The following is a 17055-nucleotide window of genomic DNA, read 5'->3' on the forward strand; positions in this document are numbered from 1 at the left end:
ATGCGAGCCAAGCCCAGTCAGCAGACGATTGACCGCCGCGCTTGATTCTTCCATTTCGCTTGCGGCGCGCAGTACAGCGCTCCAGTCATTTTCAATGATTGCCCTCATAAAAAGTATGGAAACGTTTCACCGAATGAGCTATCGTTTTTTTGACATCGTATTGCCACTATACAAATAACAGGCTGATGCCATTTGCAGGAGTGCTGGTAGTGAATGAAAGCTCTTCTCAAATAGGCTTGCGTCAGTGGATCTGGCGGGCGTTCATGCAGAGTGCATTAATCCCGTTGGTCCTGGTGGAGACGATTCTGATTGCTTGTTACCTGCTGACCAATCAGGCGATCCGTGTATCGCAACTCGATTATTTGGAACGCAGTGCAATTGAAAGCCTTGGCGCAACTGCCGACCAAAACACCCGAATCATCCAAGATCAATTAACCCACATCGCCGATGTCACTCAGCTATTTGCGGATATGACGGCTAACTCACTGCGTGCCGCTTCAACACCCTTGAGTGAAACATTAAGCACTTCTGCTGATGGGGCTCTTTACAGTGGAAAAGACCTGGGCGGAGCGGCGTCGTTCTACTCGTCGGTCACACCTGTCGCGCAACAGAACCTGGGTAAAGTGCAGAAGTTGTCCAGCCTCGACCCATTGATGCGTGCGATCAAAGATCATGAAGCGATGGTCGCCAGTGTCTATTTCAATACGTGGGACAGTTACAACCGGATTTATCCGTGGATTCGTGCCGATGAACAATATCCGCATGATATGCAGATACCCGGTTATAACTTTTATTATCTGGCCGATGCCGAACATAACCCGCAGCGAGGGGTTCGCTGGACTGACGTCTACCTCGACCCGGCGGGTCATGGCTTGATGATGTCCGCGATCGCGCCTGTTTATGAGCGCAACTTTCTCGAAGGCGTGGTCGGGCTGGATATCACCGTGGGCGATCTGCTGAAAGAAATTTCCACGCTTAAGGTGCCGTGGGGCGGGTACTTGATGCTCGTCGGCGCGGACATGAAGATCATGGTGTTACCGCCCGAAGCCGAACATGACTTTGAAAAAGGCAACTGGAGTGGTACGGGGGCAAAGGCCACGAATGAAGGCGCGGTCAACCTTGCGGGTTCAAATCTGATCGATGCGGTGGACCCTCGGGAGTTGGCGGCCGCTGTCGCGCGCAATAGTCGTGGCAGCGCCGAAATCGTGCTCAACGGGCGCTCCCATCTGGTCGCATGGGCCGAAGTGAAGCCGGCGGGCTGGCGATTGCTGGCGGTCGCCGATGAAGAGGACGTCATGGCGGCCACGAACAGCTTGGCGCTCCATTACCGCAACATCGGCTATTTGATGATTGCCGGCCTGGTGATGTTTTACCTCGCGTTCTTCAGTTACATGTGGATTCGTGCGCGCAAATTGAGCCATAGCCTGCGGCGGCCGATCCGCGATATCAGAGACATGCTGCAGCAAATTGGTCACGGCCAGTGGCTCCCGCAGCGCGCGCGTTCGAGCATTCGTGAGCTGGATGAAATGGCGGGCAACGTGCTGTCAATGGGCGCCCAACTGTCATCCAGTGAAGCACGGCGCAACGCGGCGCAGAACCGCCTCAATCTTGTCGTTGAAAGCATCACCGCCGGGCTCTGGGAATACCGCCTGGATACTGATCGCCTGTCGTTGAGCGAAGCGTTCTGCACGCGTTTCGGGGTGCCGGCGTGCCAACTGGAGCGCTTCTGTTTTTACGATCACGTCGACCCCGAAGATGTGCAGGCGCTTGATCAGGCGCTCAACGCGTTGCGCACCGGCACCGCGTCGGTGATCGACCTGGAGTTACGTTTATTGCGGCCCGATGGCTCGCCAATCTGGTTTTTGTGCCGTGGACGCCTGATCGAGTCTCCCGATGCGCGCATGCGTTTATCCGCGGGTACGTTTGTCGATATCGACACGCTTAAACAGGTTGAAGAGGATCTGCGTCGCCGTACCCTTGAAGCGCAAGGGGCGAGCAAGGCGAAGTCGCGTTTTATCTCCAGCATGAGCCACGAATTACGCACACCGCTGAATTCGATTCATGGATTCGCCCAGTTATTGCGCCTGCAAGTGGCCGATGGGCAGGAGGAGGCCAAATCCCTTGATGAGATCCTGGGCGCCAGCCAGCACCTGGCTCACCTGGTCGACGATTTGCTCGACTGGTCGAGCCTGCAGGCGGAGGCGCCGCGCTTGCAGATGCGTGTCCTGGAGGTCGACGGACTGATGCGCGAATGTGCCGAAATGGTCCGTTCCCAGGCCAAGGCTGCGGGTCTTGACCTTGAGTTGCAGTCGACGAGCCCCGCGCTGAGTGTGCTGGCCGATGCCAGACGCCTGCGCCAGATCCTGCTGAACCTGCTGTCCAACGCCATCAAGTACAACCGCCCTCACGGTCGCTTGTTCATGGGGGCTGAACTCCATGACAAGGGGCGCGTGCGGGTGTTTGTCGAAGATGGCGGCGCAGGTATTTCCGCGGCCCTGCAAGGCGCGCTGTTCGAGCCGTTCCAGCGTTTGGGCCAGGAAAACACTGCGATCCAAGGCACCGGTATCGGCCTTGCGTTGTGCCGAGAACTCGCCACGTTGATGAACGGCAGCATGGGGCTTATCAGCGAAACGGGTGTCGGCAGTCGCTTTTGGGTCGATCTGCCCCAAGGCATCGCGGCACCCAAGGTCCACAAGCGCTTGCTCTCGCTGTGTTTCGTGGGGCAGGACGACAAGACGCTGCGCTGTCTTGAAGACACGTTGACGGGCATGGTGGACCTGCGCCACGGAACGCTTGCGCAGTGTCTGGAGCAGGTACGGCGCGACACGGCGCCGGACGTCATGCTGATTGACTGTGACTTACTGGGAAATGACTTGATCGACGCGCTGTCGCGGTTACGACGTTTGCCAGGTGGCGATCAAATCCTCCTTATTCTGCTGTGTACATCACCACACATGCTCGCGACGTTGGGGTGTGAGTTTCAAGCAGTGCTTAAACAACCGCTGGAACCCAATGAGCTACGCGAACTCATACGCGCGATGATGCAAGTGGAGAAACCGAATGTTCAGTGATATCCCCGCCGATACCCGAATTGTGATTATCGATGATGTGGCTGCGAACCTGCGCTTGCTGGAGTCCAGCCTGAAAGCCTTCGGTTTGCGCAACGTCTTGAGTTTCGCCGACTCGGCCAGCGGGCTGGTTTGGCTCAAAGAGCAACCGTGGGATCTGCTGCTATTGGATCTGGATATGCCCGCGCCCGATGGGTTTGAGATTCTGCGCCAACTCAGTGATCGCAATCGCTCAAGGTCTCCCGTGATTATCTTGACGGCATTGAGCGAGCCGCAAAGCCGCCGTCTCGGCCTTGAACTGGGGGCCAACGATTATCTGACCAAACCGTTGGATTTGCCTGAGCTGCTATTGCGCATACGCAACGCTCTGCGCTTGTCCCATGCCACCCGCCAGTTGCAGGACCTGAACAGCGAGTTGGAGCAAAGGGTGTTTGAGCGCACCGCTCAGTTGCAGGAAAGTTATTGCGCCATGATCCGCGCATTGAGTCGCGCGGCCTGCTATCGCGATGATGAAACGGGCGCCCATGTATTGCGCATTGGCGAAACCGCGGCCTTGATGGCCGAAGCAATCGGTATGCCGCAGAGGTGGTGCGAGCTGATTCGATTGGCGGCGCCGATGCATGACTTGGGGAAAATCGGCATTCCTGATCGGATCTTGCACAAGGAAGGCCCATTAACCGTGCCGGAACGTCAGCAGATGATGGAGCATCCGCGCATCGGCCATGCAATCCTGCAAGATGCACACGCCACGGACCTGACCGATATGGCCGCGGACATTGCCTATGGTCACCATGAAAAATGGGACGGCAGCGGCTATCCGCAAGGGCTTGCCGGAAAGGACATTCCGCTGTCGGCAAGGATTGTCGCGTTGTGTGATGTCTATGACGCGTTGCGTATGGAACGTCCCTATAAGCGGGCCTGGAGCCCTGAACGGGCGCAGGCCTATATTCTTGAACAATCGGGCGTGCATTTTGATCCGGAGCTGGTGACGGTGATGCGCCGCTGTTTCGGCCCGGTTGAACAACTCATCGAGGATGACGCCGAACTGGCTGGCGTACACAAGCAACGACAAGCCGATGCGGGCACTGGCCAGCCCCCACATTAAAGCGTCGCCAACATGGGCGCTCGGCTCGGGCTCATCGCGGCCAAGGCCACCGACGTCGCCGCCGTGCGCGTCTCCACACCCAACTTCACATACACATGTTCCAGGTGCTTGTTCACCGTCCGCGGGCTCAGCCCCAAGATATCGCCGATGTCCCGATTGGTCTTGCCGCACGCCACCCAGCGCAGCACCTCGACCTCGCGCTCGGTCAGTTGAAAGCGTGCCGACAACAGCTTGTGCGCCGGCTCATCCTCCAGGGTCAACACACTCGGTTGCGTCGCCGCCCGCGCCGACAGCAGGATGCGCGAGGTGCGTAAATGCGCCGCCACCCGCGCCAGCACCTCGTCGGTCTGGATCGGCTTGGTCACGTAGTCGCTGCCGCCCACTTCAAAGCCTTGCACCACATGCTTGCTGTCGGTCAGCCCAGTCATGAACACCACCGGGATGTCCGCGCTGGCAGGTAACGCCTTGAGCCGGCGGCAGGTCTCGAAACCGTCCAGGCCCGGCATCATCGCGTCCAGCAGGATCAGGTCCGGGCGCCGGCGTTGCACGCGGTTCAGCGCGCTGAGCCCGTCGAGCGCCACCAGCACCATGTAGCCGGCGTCGTCGAGGGCGTCGGAGAGCATGGCCAGGTTGTCCGGGGTGTCGTCGACGATCAGTACCACGCCGGGTTCAGTGCTACGGGTGAGTACATTCATCTTCGGCCTCCTTGAGGGTTCGGTTGAGTTCATCCAGGCGGAAACCCTTGAGCAACCCGCGCACTTTGCTGATGAACGGTGCGGCGTCCGGGCGGTGTTCGAGGATCGTGTCGAGTTTTTCGTGCAGCCCCCGCACGTAGCCGATCGCGCTGAGTTCGGCGAGCACGGCGAGGTCGTCGGCGCTCGGCAGCACGCTGGGTGGTGGCGGTGCGACGAAGGTTTTGGTGCGTCGCAGCCATTGCAGGCCGAGGTGTTGTTGCAGGCGTCCGAGCAGTTCCGGGGTACGCACCGGCTTGGCCAGGTAGTCGTTGCAGGCGGCGGCGATGCTGCGCTCGCGGTCGTCGGTAAAGGCGTTGGCCGAGATCACGATGATCGGCGCGGTGGACAGCGCATTACGGCGGATCAGCCGGCTGGTTTCCAGGCCGTCCAGGGTCGGCATCGACAGGTCCATCAGGATCAGGTCCGGCGCCAGCAGCGCGACCTGGCGAATTGCATCCTGGCCGTTGCTCGCCTGGATCACCTCAAAGCCCAGAGGTGTGAGCATGCCGCTGAGCACCTTGCGGTGGTCCACATGGTCGTCCACCACCAGAATGCGCCGGCGTGCGCCCTGGTAGCCGATGATGTCGTGTTCCACATGCACCACCGCCTGCGGCGCGCGTACCTGGGACAGGAACAGGCGCACCTGGAAACAGGTGCCCTTGTCCAGCTCGCTGGTAACGCGTAGCTCGCCGCCCATCAGCGCGGTGAGCATGCGCGTGATGGTCAGCCCCAGGCCTACGCCTTTGTCCTGGCGCATCAGGTCGCCGCGCTCGAACGGTTGGAAGATCCGCTCGATCTGCCCGGGGTCGATGCCGATGCCGGTGTCGATGATTTCAAAGTTGGCGGTCTCGCGCATGTAGCTGACCCGCAGGCACACTTCGCCGCTGTCGGTGAAGTTCACCGCATTGCCGAGCAGGTTGATCAGGATCTGGCGCACGCGTTTTTCATCACCGCGCACCACGGCGGGGATCTTGCCGACGCAGTCCAGGCGAAAGCGCAGGCCCTTGTCCTGGGCTTGGGGGGTGAACATCTGCTCCAGGTCGTGGATCAGTTCGGGGAAGGGGATTTCGGTGAGTTCCAGGCGCAATTTGCCGGCCTCGATCTTGGCCACGTCGAGCAGGCCGTCGATCAATGACAGCAAGTGCGAGCCGCTGCGCAGGATGGTCGCCAGCGCGTCCTGGTGTTGCTCGGGCATGGCGCTGTCGCGCTGCAGGATCTGGGTGAAACCGAGGATGCTGTTCAGCGGTGTGCGCAGCTCGTGGGACAGCCCGGTGACGTAGCGGCTCTTGGCGGCGTTGGCGGCTTCCGAGGCTTCCTTGGCCTGTTGCAGGGCCTGGTCGGTGAGGCTGTGGGCGTCGATTTCCTGCATCAGCAGCAGGGTCTGACGGTCGGATTCCTGCTGGGCGACGCGGCGGCTTTCGCGGGTCAGCACCACCCACCAGGCGAGCACGGCGGCCAGCACCGACAGGGTCAGGAACGCTTTGAAGAACGCCTGGTACAAGGTCTCGGAATGCGGCAAACCCTGGGCCGCCTGCACGTAGATCAAGGCCAGGGCGCCGGCGAGCAGCAGCACCAGCACCGATAACAGCCCCAGGTAATGGGCCAGCCGCGTATGCAGGCGCGGCATCAGGCTGTTGGGCAGCAACCGGCGCAGCACGCCTTCGAACTGGCTGACCAGCCGCGCATGGGGTTTGCAACGGTCGCCGCAGCGCGCATCCAATGAGCAACACAACGAACAGATGGGCGTGCTGTAGGCCGGGCAGAACGCCATGTCCGCCGTCTCGAACGGGTTGCTGCACAGCCCGCAGACCGCATGGGTGGCGGGTGCCACTGGGTGAATCAATTGGGCGTCGCTGGTGCGTGCGATGTAGTACTTGCCCTGGGTCATCCAGGCCAACAGCGGCGCCATCACCAGCGCCGTGCCGAGGGCGACGAAGGGCGGCGCGGCCTGGGCCAGGGCGCCAAACAGGCCGAAGTGGGCGAGGATCGACAGCAGCGAGGCAATCAGCATCGAGCCGACACCCACCGGATTGATGTCGTAGAGGTGCGCGCGCTTGAACTCGATGTGTTTGGGCGACAGTCCTAGGGGCTTGTTGATCACCAGGTCGGCGACCAATGTACCGATCCAGGCAATCGCAATATTCGCGTACAGCCCCAGCACCTGATCGATCACGTCGAACACGCCCAGCTCCATCAGCATCAACGCAATGGCCACGTTGAACACCAGCCACACCACGCGCCCGGGGTGACTGTGGGTGACGCGGGCGAAGAAGTTCGACCAGGCCAGGGAGCCGGCGTAGGCGTTGGTCAGGTTGATCTTCATCTGCGAGATGAACACGAACAGCACCATGGCGCCGAGGGCCCATTCCGGCGAGCTGAACACATAACGGAAGGCGACCAGGTACATCTGGGTCGGCTCGGCGGCGCGTTCCATGGGGATTTCATGTTGCAGGGCAAGGAACGCCAGGAACGCGCCGCCAAACATCTTCAACGCGCCGGGGATAATCCAGCCGGGGCCGGAGCAGAGCAGGGCGGCCCACCAGCGCTTGCGGTTGGCGGCGGTCTTTTCCGGGAGAAAGCGCAGGTAGTCCACTTGCTCGCCGATCTGCGTCACCAGCGACAGCGCCACGGTACAGGCGGCGCAGAACGCCAGCAGGTTGAAACCGCCGCCATCGCCGCTGCGCCCGACAAAGCTGGTCCAGTCGCTGAACGCGTCGGGGTTTTTCCACCACACGAAGCCATAGGGCAACACCAGCAAAAACAGCCACAGCGGTTGGGTCCACAGTTGCAGGCGACTGATCAGCGTGACGCCGTAGGCCACCAGCGGAATCACCAGCAGCGAGCAGATCACATAGGCGAAGGCCAGCGGGATATGAAAATACAACTCCAGTGCCAGCGCCATGATCGCCGCTTCCAGGGCGAAGAACAGGAAGGTGAAGCTGGCGTAGATCAGCGAGGTGATGGTCGAACCGATATAGCCGAAGCCGGCGCCACGGGTCAGCAAGTCCATGTCCACGCCATAGCGGGCGGCGTAATAGCTGATGGGCAGGCCGGTAAGGAAGATCACCAGGCTGATGGCCAGGATCGCCCAGAAGGTGTTGGTGAAGCCGTAACTCAGCACCAAGACGCCGCCGATCGCCTCCAGCGCCAGGAACGACACCGCGCCCAGGGCGGTGTTGGCGATGCGCAGCTCCGACCACTTGCGAAAGGATTTGGGGGTGTAGCGCAGGGCGTAGTCTTCCATGGTCTCGTCGGCGACCCAGGAGTTGTAGTCGCGGCGGATCTTGACGATGCGCTGGGTGCCGGGAGGGGATTGCACGATGGTGAGGCTCCGCAGAGTGGACGAAGGGAGTGAGCAAGTTCCATGCCCTCGACTGCGCTGGGAGCCAAATGTGGGAGGGAGCTTGCTCCCGATAGCGGTGGGTCAGTAGCCAATCAGTTGACTGACCCACCGCTATCGGGAGCAAGCTCCCTCCCACATGGGATCGCAGTGGCCAGGGGAGCGCGATCCTGCCCTGCATTGGTGCGCAACGGCATACGTCAAATGACGTACTGCGTTACGTCAGGCTGCGTATACCCGCGCTGGCCTGCTGCCGCCATGCTGGAGCCCTCATTGCAGAGGAGTCGCCCCATGGAACCACGATTGATCCGCTCCAAACCGTTGTTGGCCCTGTCGTTGCTGGCGGCCGCGCTGTTCAGCCAGGGCGTGCTGGCCGACAACGAAGGCCTGGCCGTGACGCCGACCGAAGTCACCGTCGGCCAGTTGCACTCGGCCACCGGCACCATGGCTATCTCCGAGACCGGCTCGATCCAGGCCGAACGCCTGGCCATCGAGCAAATCAACGCCTCGGGCGGGATTCTGGGACGCCAGATCAAAGTGATCCAGGAGGACGGCGCCTCCGACTGGCCGACCTTCGCCGAAAAGGCCAAGAAGCTGTTGGTCAACGACAAAGTCGCCGCCGTGTTCGGCTGCTGGACCTCGGCCTCGCGTAAAGCCGTGCTGCCGATCTTCGAGAAAGAAAACGGCCTGCTCTACTACCCGACCTTCTACGAAGGCCTGGAACAGTCGAAAAACGTGATCTACACCGGGCAGGAAGCCACCCAACAGATCCTCGCCAGCCTGGATTGGATCGCCAAGACCAAAGGCGCCAAGACCTTCTACCTGGTCGGCTCCGATTACATCTGGCCGCGCACGTCGATGAAGATCGCGCGCAAGCACATTGAAAACGTACTGCACGGCACCGTGGTCGGCGAAGACTACTACCCGCTGGGCAACACCCAGTTCGGTTCGCTGATCAACAAGGTCAAGCTGAAAAAGCCTGATGTGGTCTTCGCCGCCGTGGTGGGCGGTTCCAACGTGGCGTTCTACAAACAGCTCAACGCGGCGGGCGTGAATGCGTCCAAGCAAACCCTGTTGACCCTGTCGGTGACCGAAGACGAACTGCTCGGCATCGGCGGCGAAAACATGGCCGGCTTCTATGCCTCGATGAAGTACTTCCAGAGCCTGGACAACCCGAACAACAAAGCCTTCGTCGAAGCCTTCAAGGCCAAGTACGGCAAGGATGCGGTGATCGGCGACGTGACCCAGGCGGCTTACCTCGGCCCATGGCTGTGGAAAGCGGCGGTGGAGAAGGCCGGCAGTTTCGACGTGGATAAAGTCGTCGCCGCCTCCCCGGGCATCGAACTGAAAACCGCGCCCGAAGGCTACGTGAAGATTCACGAGAACCACCACCTGTGGAGCAAGTCGCGCATCGGTGAAGTGCAGCCCAACGGCCAGTTCAAGGTGATCTACGAGTCGGATCTGATCGAACCGAACCCGTTTCCAAAGGGTTACCAATAACCTTCAAGCACACCGATTCAAATGTGGGAGGGGGCTTGCCCCCAATAGCGGAGTGTCAGTCGACATTTCTATAACTGAGCCACCGCTATCGGGGGCAAGCCCCCTCCCACATAGAGCAAAAGCACATCGCATTCCAACTATCACCTCCCGCTCTCAGGAGACCATCATCATGGAATGGCTATCGGAATTTGGAGCCATCGCGGCGATGCAGGGGTTCAACGGCTTGTCCGTGTTCTGCGTGCTGTTGCTGATGGCGTTGGGGCTGGCGATCATTTTCGGCCAGATGGGCGTGATCAACATGGCCCACGGAGAATTCCTGACCATCGGCGCCTACACCACCTACGTGTGTTCCAGCCTCACCGCGCACTTTGCGCCGAGTTTTCAACCCTATTACTTCTTCTTCGCCATTGCCCTGTCGTTCCTCGTTGCCGGCGCGGTGGGCTGGTTGGTGGAATGGGCGATGATCAGCCGCTTGTACAAGCGGCCGCTGGATACCTTGCTGGCAACCTGGGGCCTGTCCCTGGTGATGCAGCAAACCTTCCGCTCGGTGTTCGGCGCCCGGGAGGTCAGCGCCGAGCCGCCGGCCTGGCTGATGGGCTCGGTGAACTTCACCGACGCGATTGAAATCCCGCGTAACGGCCTGTTCATGATGGCCCTGACCGTGCTGCTGACGGCGGCGATCTTCCTGATGCTGTACCGCTCGCGTTGGGGCCTGCAGGTGCGTGCGACGGTGCAGAATCGCCTGATGAGCCGCGCGGTCGGGATCAATACGCGCAAGGTCGACCGCATGACCTTCGCCCTCGGTTGCGGCGTGGCCGGGGTGGCCGGTGCGGCGTTCACCACCATCGGTTCCACCGGGCCGACGGCGGGTTCGCAGTACATCGTCGACACCTTTCTGGTGGTGGTGTTCGGCGGCGCGCAAAGCCTGTTCGGCACCATTGCCTCGGCGTTCGTGATCGCCCAGACGCAATCGCTGTCGGAGTTTTTCCTCAGTGGCTCGATGGCCAAGGTGCTGACCTTGTCCTCGGTGATTCTGATCCTGATGCTGCGCCCGCAAGGGTTGTTCTCCATCAAAGTGCGCAAGTAGAGGCGAGCAGATGAAGGCTTTAGACAAGCTGCTGGGCGGCCAGCAAAACCTGATCGGCATCGCGCTGCTGGCGCTGCTGATTCTCGTGGTGTTCCCCCTGACCCTGGATGCGTTCCGGCTGAACATGGTCGGCAAGTACCTGACCTACGCGTTTGTCGCGGTGGGGCTGGTGCTGTGCTGGGGCTATGGCGGCATTCTCAGCCTGGGGCAGGGCGTGTTCTTCGGCGTCGGCGGCTACTGCATGGCGATGTTCCTCAAGCTGGAAGCGTCCGACCCGGAAAGTACCAAGATCCAGTCCACGCCGGGCATCCCGGACTTCATGGATTGGAACCAGATCACCGAGCTGCCCTGGTTGTGGCAACCGTTTCACAGTTTCAGCTTTACCCTGGTGGCGGTGATTGCGGTGCCGGTGCTGCTCGCATTCATTATCGGCATGGCCTTGTTCAAGCGGCGCGTGGGCGATGTGTATTTCTCCATCGTGACCCAGGCGATTGCGCTGATCCTCACCGTGCTGATCGTCGGCCAGCAAGGGCTGACCGGCGGCGTCAATGGCATCACCGACCTCAAGACCCTGCTCGGCTGGGACCTGCGCACCGACAGCGCGAAGCTGCTCCTGTACTTCATCAATGCCGGGTTGCTGTTCGGCTGCATCTTCATCGGCCGCTTCATCCTCGCGTCCAAGCTTGGCCGGTTGTTGATGGCGATGCGCGACAAGGAAGAGCGCGTGCGCTTTTCCGGGTATGACGTGGCCAGCTTCAAGATCTTCGTGTTCTGCGTGGCCGCGGCGTTCTCGGCGATTGGCGGGGCCATGTTCGCGTTGCAGGTGGGCTTTATGTCGCCGTCGTTCGTGGGCATCGTGCCGTCGATCGAGATGGTGATCTTTGCCGCCGTGGGCGGGCGCATGTCGCTGCTCGGCGCGGTGTACGGCGCGCTGCTGGTGAACTATGGCAAGACCTACTTTTCCGAGTCCTTTCCCGAGCTGTGGCTGTACCTGATGGGCGGGCTGTTCATCGCCGTGGTCATGTACTTCCCCAATGGCCTGGCCGGCTTGTGGGACAGCCATGGTCGGCAGGCATTGGCCCGGCTGCTGCGCCGTCAACCACCAGTGAAAGCCGTGGCGCCGCTGGTCAAGCCCAAGACTGAAAGCAAAATCCTGGAGACCCAGCCATGACCGCCGTCGGCTTTGAAATGAACAAACCGGTGCTGGCCATCGAAGGTCTCACCGTGTCATTCGACGGCTTCAAGGCGGTCGACAACCTCAACCTGTATATCGACCGCAATGAAGTGCGCGTGGTCATCGGCCCCAACGGTGCCGGCAAGACCACGGTGCTCGACCTGATCTGCGGCAAGACCCGCGCCACCAGCGGCAGCATCCAGTTCGACGGCCAGGAACTGACCACGATGCGCGAATACAACATCGTGCGCGCCGGGGTCGGACGCAAGTTCCAGAACCCGTCGATCTACGAAAACCTCACGGTGTTCGAGAACCTCGAGATGTCCTACCCGGCCGGGCGCAAGGTCTGGGGTGCGCTGTTTTTCAAGCGCAATGCCCAGGTGATCGCACGGGTGGAGGAGGTGGCGCGGGAGATCTTCCTTGGCGATTTGCTGCAACAACAGGCCGACCTGCTGTCCCACGGGCAAAAGCAGTGGCTGGAGATCGGCATGCTGTTGATGCAGGACCCCGAGCTGCTGATGCTCGACGAACCGGTGGCCGGCATGAGCGTCAACGAACGCGCGCAAACCGCCGAGCTGCTCAAGCGCATCAGCCAGGGCCGCTCGGTGCTGGTGATCGAGCACGACATGGAGTTTGTCAAAAGCATCGCCCACAAGGTCACGGTGCTGCACCAGGGCAAGGTACTCGCCGAGGGCAGCATGGAGTCGGTGCAAAGTAATCCGAAAGTCATCGAAGTGTATTTGGGCCACTGAGGAGTCCGGCATGTTCAAGATCGACCAGTTGTCCTGCGGCTACGGGCAGAGCCAGATCCTCCACGACCTGGACCTGAACGTGGCCAAGCGCGAGATCGTCGCGGTGATGGGCCGCAACGGCATGGGCAAGACCACGTTGTTCAAGAGCTTGATGGGCATCCTGCCGCAGTGGAAAGGCCAGGTCAGTGTGGACGGGCACGATGTGTCGGCGCTGGAAACCCATGAACGGGTTGAACGCGGGATTGCCTACGTCCCCCAGGGCCGCATGATTTTTCCGAGCATGACGGTGCTGGAAAACATCCAGACCGGCCTGCCTGCCTCGGCGCGGGGCAAGGTGCCGGAGGACTTGTACGCGCTGTTCCCGGTGCTCTACGACATGCAGTCGCGCAAGGGCGGCAACCTGTCCGGCGGGCAACAGCAACAGTTGGCGATTGCGCGGGCGCTGGCGACCAACCCCAAGGTGCTGCTGCTGGATGAACCGACGGAGGGCATCCAGCCGTCGATCATCAAGGACATCGCCCGCACGTTGAAGGAGATTCGCAACTTAAGGGACCTGACCATCGTGGTCTCGGAGCAGGTGCTGTCGTTCACCCTGGAAATCGCCGACCGCTTTTTGGTGATCGAAAAGGGCCGGTTCGTGATCGAAGAAACCCGGGATCGGGTGGACGAGGCAACCATCAGCCGCTACCTGTCCGTCTAGCAGCGACCGATTGTAGGAGCCGGCTTGCCGGCGAAAAACGCCCAGGCACCGCGTTCATCCTGGCGACGCGCGTCATCGTTAACGACCTTCGCCGGCAAGCCAGCTCCTACAGAAACGCGCACCTGCGAACCTGCCGGCGAAAAACGCCCAGGCACCGCGTTCATTCTGGCGACGCGCGTCATCGTTAACGACCTTCGCTGGCAAGCCAGCTCCTACAGAAACGCACACCTGCGAACCCACCGGCGAAAAACGCCCAGGCACCGCGTTCATCCTGGCGATGCACGTCATCGTTAACGACCCTCGCTGGCAAGCCAGCTCCTACAGAAAAGCAGGGCTGCGAACCCACCTGTAGGAGCCGGCTTGCCGGCGAAAAACGCCCAGGCGCCGCGTTCATCCTGGCGATGCGCGTCATCGTTAACGACCTTCGCTGGCAAGCCAGCTCCTACAGAAAAGCACACCTGCGACCCCCCCTGTAGGAGCCGGCTTGCCGGCGAAAAACGCCCAGGCGCCTCGTTCATCCTGGCGATGCGCGTTATCGTTAACGACCTTCGCTGGCAAGCCAGCTCCTACAGAAAAGCAGGGCTGCGAACCGACCTGTAGGAGCCGGCTTGCCGGCGAAAAACGCCCAGGCGCCGCGTTCATCCTGGCGATGCGCGTTATCGTTAACGACCTTCGCTGGCAAGCCAGCTCCTACAGAAACGCAGGGCTGCGAACCCACCTGTAGGAGCCGGCTTGCCGGCGAAAAACGCCCAGGCGCCGCGTTCATCCTGGCGATGCGCGTTATCGTTAACGACCTTCGCTGGCAAGCCAGCTCCTACATTTTTGTTTGGGTTTCACTCTCTGGCAGAGCCATACGTCATCCAACGTATTTCCCGTTTTACCTCGCTCCACGAGACTGGTTTCAACGCCACAAGCCATCCGTCCAGGAGCCAGTCCATGACCGAAACGCTGATCAAAGTCGACCTCAACCAACCCGTCACCGAAAACGAGCAGATCCACAACCGTTGGCACCCGGATATCCCGATGGCCTGCTGGGTCAAGCCGGGCGATGACTTCATCCTCGAAACCTACGACTGGACCGCTGGCGCGATCAAGAACAACGACGACGCCAGCGACGTGCGCGATGTGGACCTGTCCACCGTGCATTATCTGTCCGGCCCGGTGGGTGTACACGGCGCCGAACCGGGCGATTTGCTGGTGGTGGACCTGCTCGACATCGGCGCCAAGGCCGATTCCCAGTGGGGCTTCAACGGCTTTTTCTCGCGGCAGAACGGCGGTGGCTTTCTCACCGATCACTTCCCCAGTGCGCAAAAGGCGATCTGGGACTTCAAGGGCATGTTCACCAGCTCGCGGCATATTCCAGGGGTGAACTTCGCCGGCCTGATCCACCCTGGCCTGATCGGCTGCCTGCCGGACCCGGTGATGCTCGCCGACTGGAACCGTCGCGAACAGGAACTGATCGACACCAACCCGACCCGTGTCCCGCCGCTGGCCAACGCGCCGCTGGCCGCCACCGCGCACATGGGCAAGCTCAAGGGCCAGGCCCGCGACGATGCCGCCGCCACCGGCGCGCGCACCGTGCCGCCGCGTGAGCATGGCGGTAACTGCGATATCAAGGATTTGTCCCGCGGCTCGAAGATCTTCTTCCCGGTCTATGTCAAGGGTGCCGGGCTGTCGGTGGGCGACTTGCACTTCAGCCAGGGCGACGGCGAAATCACCTTTTGCGGCGCCATCGAAATGGCCGGCTGGGTGCATATGAAGGTCGAGCTGATCAAGGGCGGCATGGCCAAGTACGGGATCAAGAACCCGGTGTTCAAGCCGAGCCCGATCACGCCGAACTACAAGAATTACCTGATCTTCGAAGGCATCTCGGTCGACGAGCAGGGCCAGCAGCACTACCTGGACGTCAACATCGCCTACCGCCAGGCGTGCCTGAATGCGATCAACTACCTGACCAAGTTCGGCTACTCACCGGCCCAGGGCTATGCACTGCTTGGCTCGGCACCGGTACAAGGGCATATCAGCGGCGTGGTGGATATTCCGAATGCATGCGCGACCTTGTGGCTGCCTACGGAAATCTTCGAGTTCGACATCAACCCCAACGCCAACGGTCCCACCAAGTTCCTCGACGGCAGCGTCGACCTGCCCATCGCACCGGACCTGTAGCCATGCCGACCTACGAATACGCCTGCGAGGCGTGCGGCACGTTCACGATGTTGCGGCCGATCGCCCAGCGCAACGAACCCAGCCAGTGCCCGTACTGCGCCGGGCCGGGAGGGCCGTTGCAGGTGTCGGCCCCGGCCTTGCAACTGCTGTCGACCAACCAGCGCAAGGCCATCGCCGGCAACGAGCGCAGCGCCAACGCGCCGCAAACGGTCGGCGAGTACCAGGAAAACCGTCGCCACCCGGCCGGTTGCAGTTGCTGCGGCACCAGCAAAAAGGTGCTGCCGAGCAAGGCCAACCCGCTGGGCCTCAAGACCAAGACCGGTCCACGGCCGTGGATGATCAGTCACTAGACCAGGAGCATTGCAATGCGTCATGGCGATATTTCCAGCAGCCCGGACACCGTCGGTGTCGCGGTGGTGAACTACAAGATGCCGCGCCTGCACAGCAAGGCCGAGGTCATCGAGAACGCGAAGAAGATTGCCGAGATGATCCTCGGCATGAAGCAGGGCCTGCCGGGCATGGACCTGGTGGTGTTCCCGGAATACAGCACCATGGGCATCATGTACGACCGCGACGAGATGATGGCCACCGCCGCAAGCATCCCCGGCGAAGAGACCGCGATCTTTTCCGCCGCGTGTCGCCAGGCCAACACCTGGGGCGTGTTTTCCCTGACCGGCGAACGCCACGAAGAGCATCCGCACAAGGCGCCCTATAACACCCTGGTGCTGATCAATAACCTCGGCGAGATCGTGCAGCGTTATCGCAAGTGCATTCCCTGGTGCCCCATCGAAGGCTGGTACCCGGGCGACCGCACCTACGTCTGCGATGGGCCCAAAGGCATGCAAATCAGCCTGATCATCTGCGATGACGGCAACTATCCGGAGATCTGGCGCGATTGCGCGATGAAGGGCGCCGAGTTGATCGTGCGCTGCCAGGGCTACATGTACCCGGCCAAGGAGCAGCAGGTGCTGATGTCCAAGAGCATGGCCTGGGCCAATAACTGCTACGTGGCGGTGGCCAACGCCGCCGGGTTTGATGGTGTGTATTCGTACTTCGGTCACTCGGCGATCATCGGTTTTGACGGGCGCACGCTAGGCGAATGCGGCGAAGAGGAGATGGGCATCCAGTACGCCCAGCTATCGGTGTCGCAGATCCGCGATGCGCGCGCCAATGACCAGTCGCAGAACCACCTGTTCAAGCTGCTGCACCGCGGCTACACCGGTATGCATGCTTCGGGAGACGGCGACAAGGGCGTGGCCGATTGCCCGTTCGAGTTCTACCGCACCTGGGTGCTCGATGCGCAAAAAGCCCAGGAGAACGTGGAGAAAATCACCCGCGGCACCGTGGGCGTCGCCGCCTGCCCGGTCGGGCAATTGCCCCATGACGGCCACGGAAAAACCGCGAGGTAACGCATACGCTGGGTAGTTCT

The 17055-nt window shown here is 61.3% G+C and carries 12 protein-coding genes; 10 read left to right on the forward strand and 2 right to left on the reverse strand.

What is annotated here, in order from left to right; translation table 11 throughout:
• Positions 1-209 precede the first annotated feature (209 nt).
• Positions 210-3071: an ATP-binding protein gene (locus MOQ67_RS14040; protein ID WP_307847387.1), complete on the forward strand. Its 2862-nt coding sequence runs from the start codon at positions 210-212 to the stop codon at positions 3069-3071.
• On the forward strand, positions 3061-4173 hold the full coding sequence (locus MOQ67_RS14045) for an HD domain-containing phosphohydrolase (RefSeq protein ID WP_079443613.1): 1113 nt from the start codon (positions 3061-3063) through the stop codon (positions 4171-4173). The genes MOQ67_RS14040 and MOQ67_RS14045 overlap by 11 nt, the downstream gene beginning before the upstream one ends.
• On the opposite strand, the gene MOQ67_RS14050 is transcribed toward MOQ67_RS14045, so the two are convergent.
• Positions 4170-4868, reverse strand: coding sequence for a response regulator (locus MOQ67_RS14050; RefSeq protein WP_046383757.1), 699 nt, complete (start codon positions 4866-4868; stop codon positions 4170-4172). The two genes, MOQ67_RS14045 and MOQ67_RS14050, sit on opposite strands and share 4 nt — an antisense overlap.
• Entirely contained in the window at positions 4849-8226 is a 3378-nt protein-coding gene (locus tag MOQ67_RS14055; RefSeq protein WP_046488368.1) for an ATP-binding protein, read from the reverse strand. The genes MOQ67_RS14050 and MOQ67_RS14055 overlap by 20 nt, the downstream gene beginning before the upstream one ends.
• A 312-nt stretch (positions 8227-8538) precedes the next feature.
• Here MOQ67_RS14055 and urtA point away from each other — a divergent pair, with 312 nt between their 5' ends.
• The 8 genes from urtA (at position 8539) to MOQ67_RS14095 (ending at position 17035) form a co-directional block, all read left to right on the forward strand.
• On the forward strand, positions 8539-9747 hold the full coding sequence (urtA, locus tag MOQ67_RS14060; protein ID WP_024074866.1) for an urea ABC transporter substrate-binding protein: 1209 nt from the start codon (positions 8539-8541) through the stop codon (positions 9745-9747).
• Between the two features lie 169 nt (positions 9748-9916).
• Entirely contained in the window at positions 9917-10834 is a 918-nt protein-coding gene (urtB, locus tag MOQ67_RS14065; RefSeq protein WP_010564283.1) for an urea ABC transporter permease subunit UrtB, read from the forward strand.
• 10 nt (positions 10835-10844) lie between these two features.
• Positions 10845-12005 (forward strand): urea ABC transporter permease subunit UrtC, encoded by a 1161-nt coding sequence (gene urtC, locus MOQ67_RS14070; RefSeq protein WP_046488364.1) that lies wholly within the window; start codon positions 10845-10847, stop codon positions 12003-12005.
• Positions 12002-12760, forward strand: a complete 759-nt coding sequence (gene urtD / locus MOQ67_RS14075) for an urea ABC transporter ATP-binding protein UrtD (protein WP_046383754.1) — start codon at positions 12002-12004, stop codon at positions 12758-12760. Before urtC ends, urtD begins: the two co-directional genes overlap by 4 nt.
• Before the next feature lie 10 nt (positions 12761-12770).
• On the forward strand, positions 12771-13460 hold the full coding sequence (urtE, locus tag MOQ67_RS14080) for an urea ABC transporter ATP-binding subunit UrtE (protein ID WP_046383753.1): 690 nt from the start codon (positions 12771-12773) through the stop codon (positions 13458-13460).
• 936 nt (positions 13461-14396) lie between these two features.
• Complete coding sequence (fmdA, locus tag MOQ67_RS14085) at positions 14397-15626, forward strand: formamidase (protein ID WP_046383752.1); 1230 nt, start codon at positions 14397-14399, stop codon at positions 15624-15626.
• A gap of 2 nt (positions 15627-15628) precedes the next feature.
• The gene (locus tag MOQ67_RS14090; protein ID WP_046383751.1) at positions 15629-15976 is read left to right on the forward strand and encodes an FmdB family zinc ribbon protein; all 348 of its coding nucleotides are present in this window, start codon (positions 15629-15631) and stop codon (positions 15974-15976) included.
• Between the two features lie 15 nt (positions 15977-15991).
• The gene (locus tag MOQ67_RS14095) at positions 15992-17035 is read left to right on the forward strand and encodes an aliphatic amidase (protein WP_046488361.1); all 1044 of its coding nucleotides are present in this window, start codon (positions 15992-15994) and stop codon (positions 17033-17035) included.
• The last annotated feature ends 20 nt before the right edge of the window (positions 17036-17055 follow it).

Source organism: Pseudomonas sp. LY-1 (genome assembly GCF_053502595.1).

Bases quoted from the DNA above. Each gene is read 5' to 3' on its own strand.
- MOQ67_RS14045 (WP_079443613.1), top strand. From the start codon at position 3,061: ATGTTCAGTGATATCCCCGCCGATACCCGAATTGTGATTATCGATGAT.
- MOQ67_RS14050 (WP_046383757.1), bottom strand. From the start codon at position 4,868: ATGAATGTACTCACCCGTAGCACTGAACCCGGCGTGGTACTGATCGTC.
- urtA (WP_024074866.1), top strand. From the start codon at position 8,539: ATGGAACCACGATTGATCCGCTCCAAACCGTTGTTGGCCCTGTCGTTG.
- urtB (WP_010564283.1), top strand. From the start codon at position 9,917: ATGGAATGGCTATCGGAATTTGGAGCCATCGCGGCGATGCAGGGGTTC.
- urtC (WP_046488364.1), top strand. From the start codon at position 10,845: ATGAAGGCTTTAGACAAGCTGCTGGGCGGCCAGCAAAACCTGATCGGC.
- urtD (WP_046383754.1), top strand. From the start codon at position 12,002: ATGACCGCCGTCGGCTTTGAAATGAACAAACCGGTGCTGGCCATCGAA.
- urtE (WP_046383753.1), top strand. From the start codon at position 12,771: ATGTTCAAGATCGACCAGTTGTCCTGCGGCTACGGGCAGAGCCAGATC.
- fmdA (WP_046383752.1), top strand. From the start codon at position 14,397: ATGACCGAAACGCTGATCAAAGTCGACCTCAACCAACCCGTCACCGAA.
- MOQ67_RS14090 (WP_046383751.1), top strand. From the start codon at position 15,629: ATGCCGACCTACGAATACGCCTGCGAGGCGTGCGGCACGTTCACGATG.
- MOQ67_RS14095 (WP_046488361.1), top strand. From the start codon at position 15,992: ATGCGTCATGGCGATATTTCCAGCAGCCCGGACACCGTCGGTGTCGCG.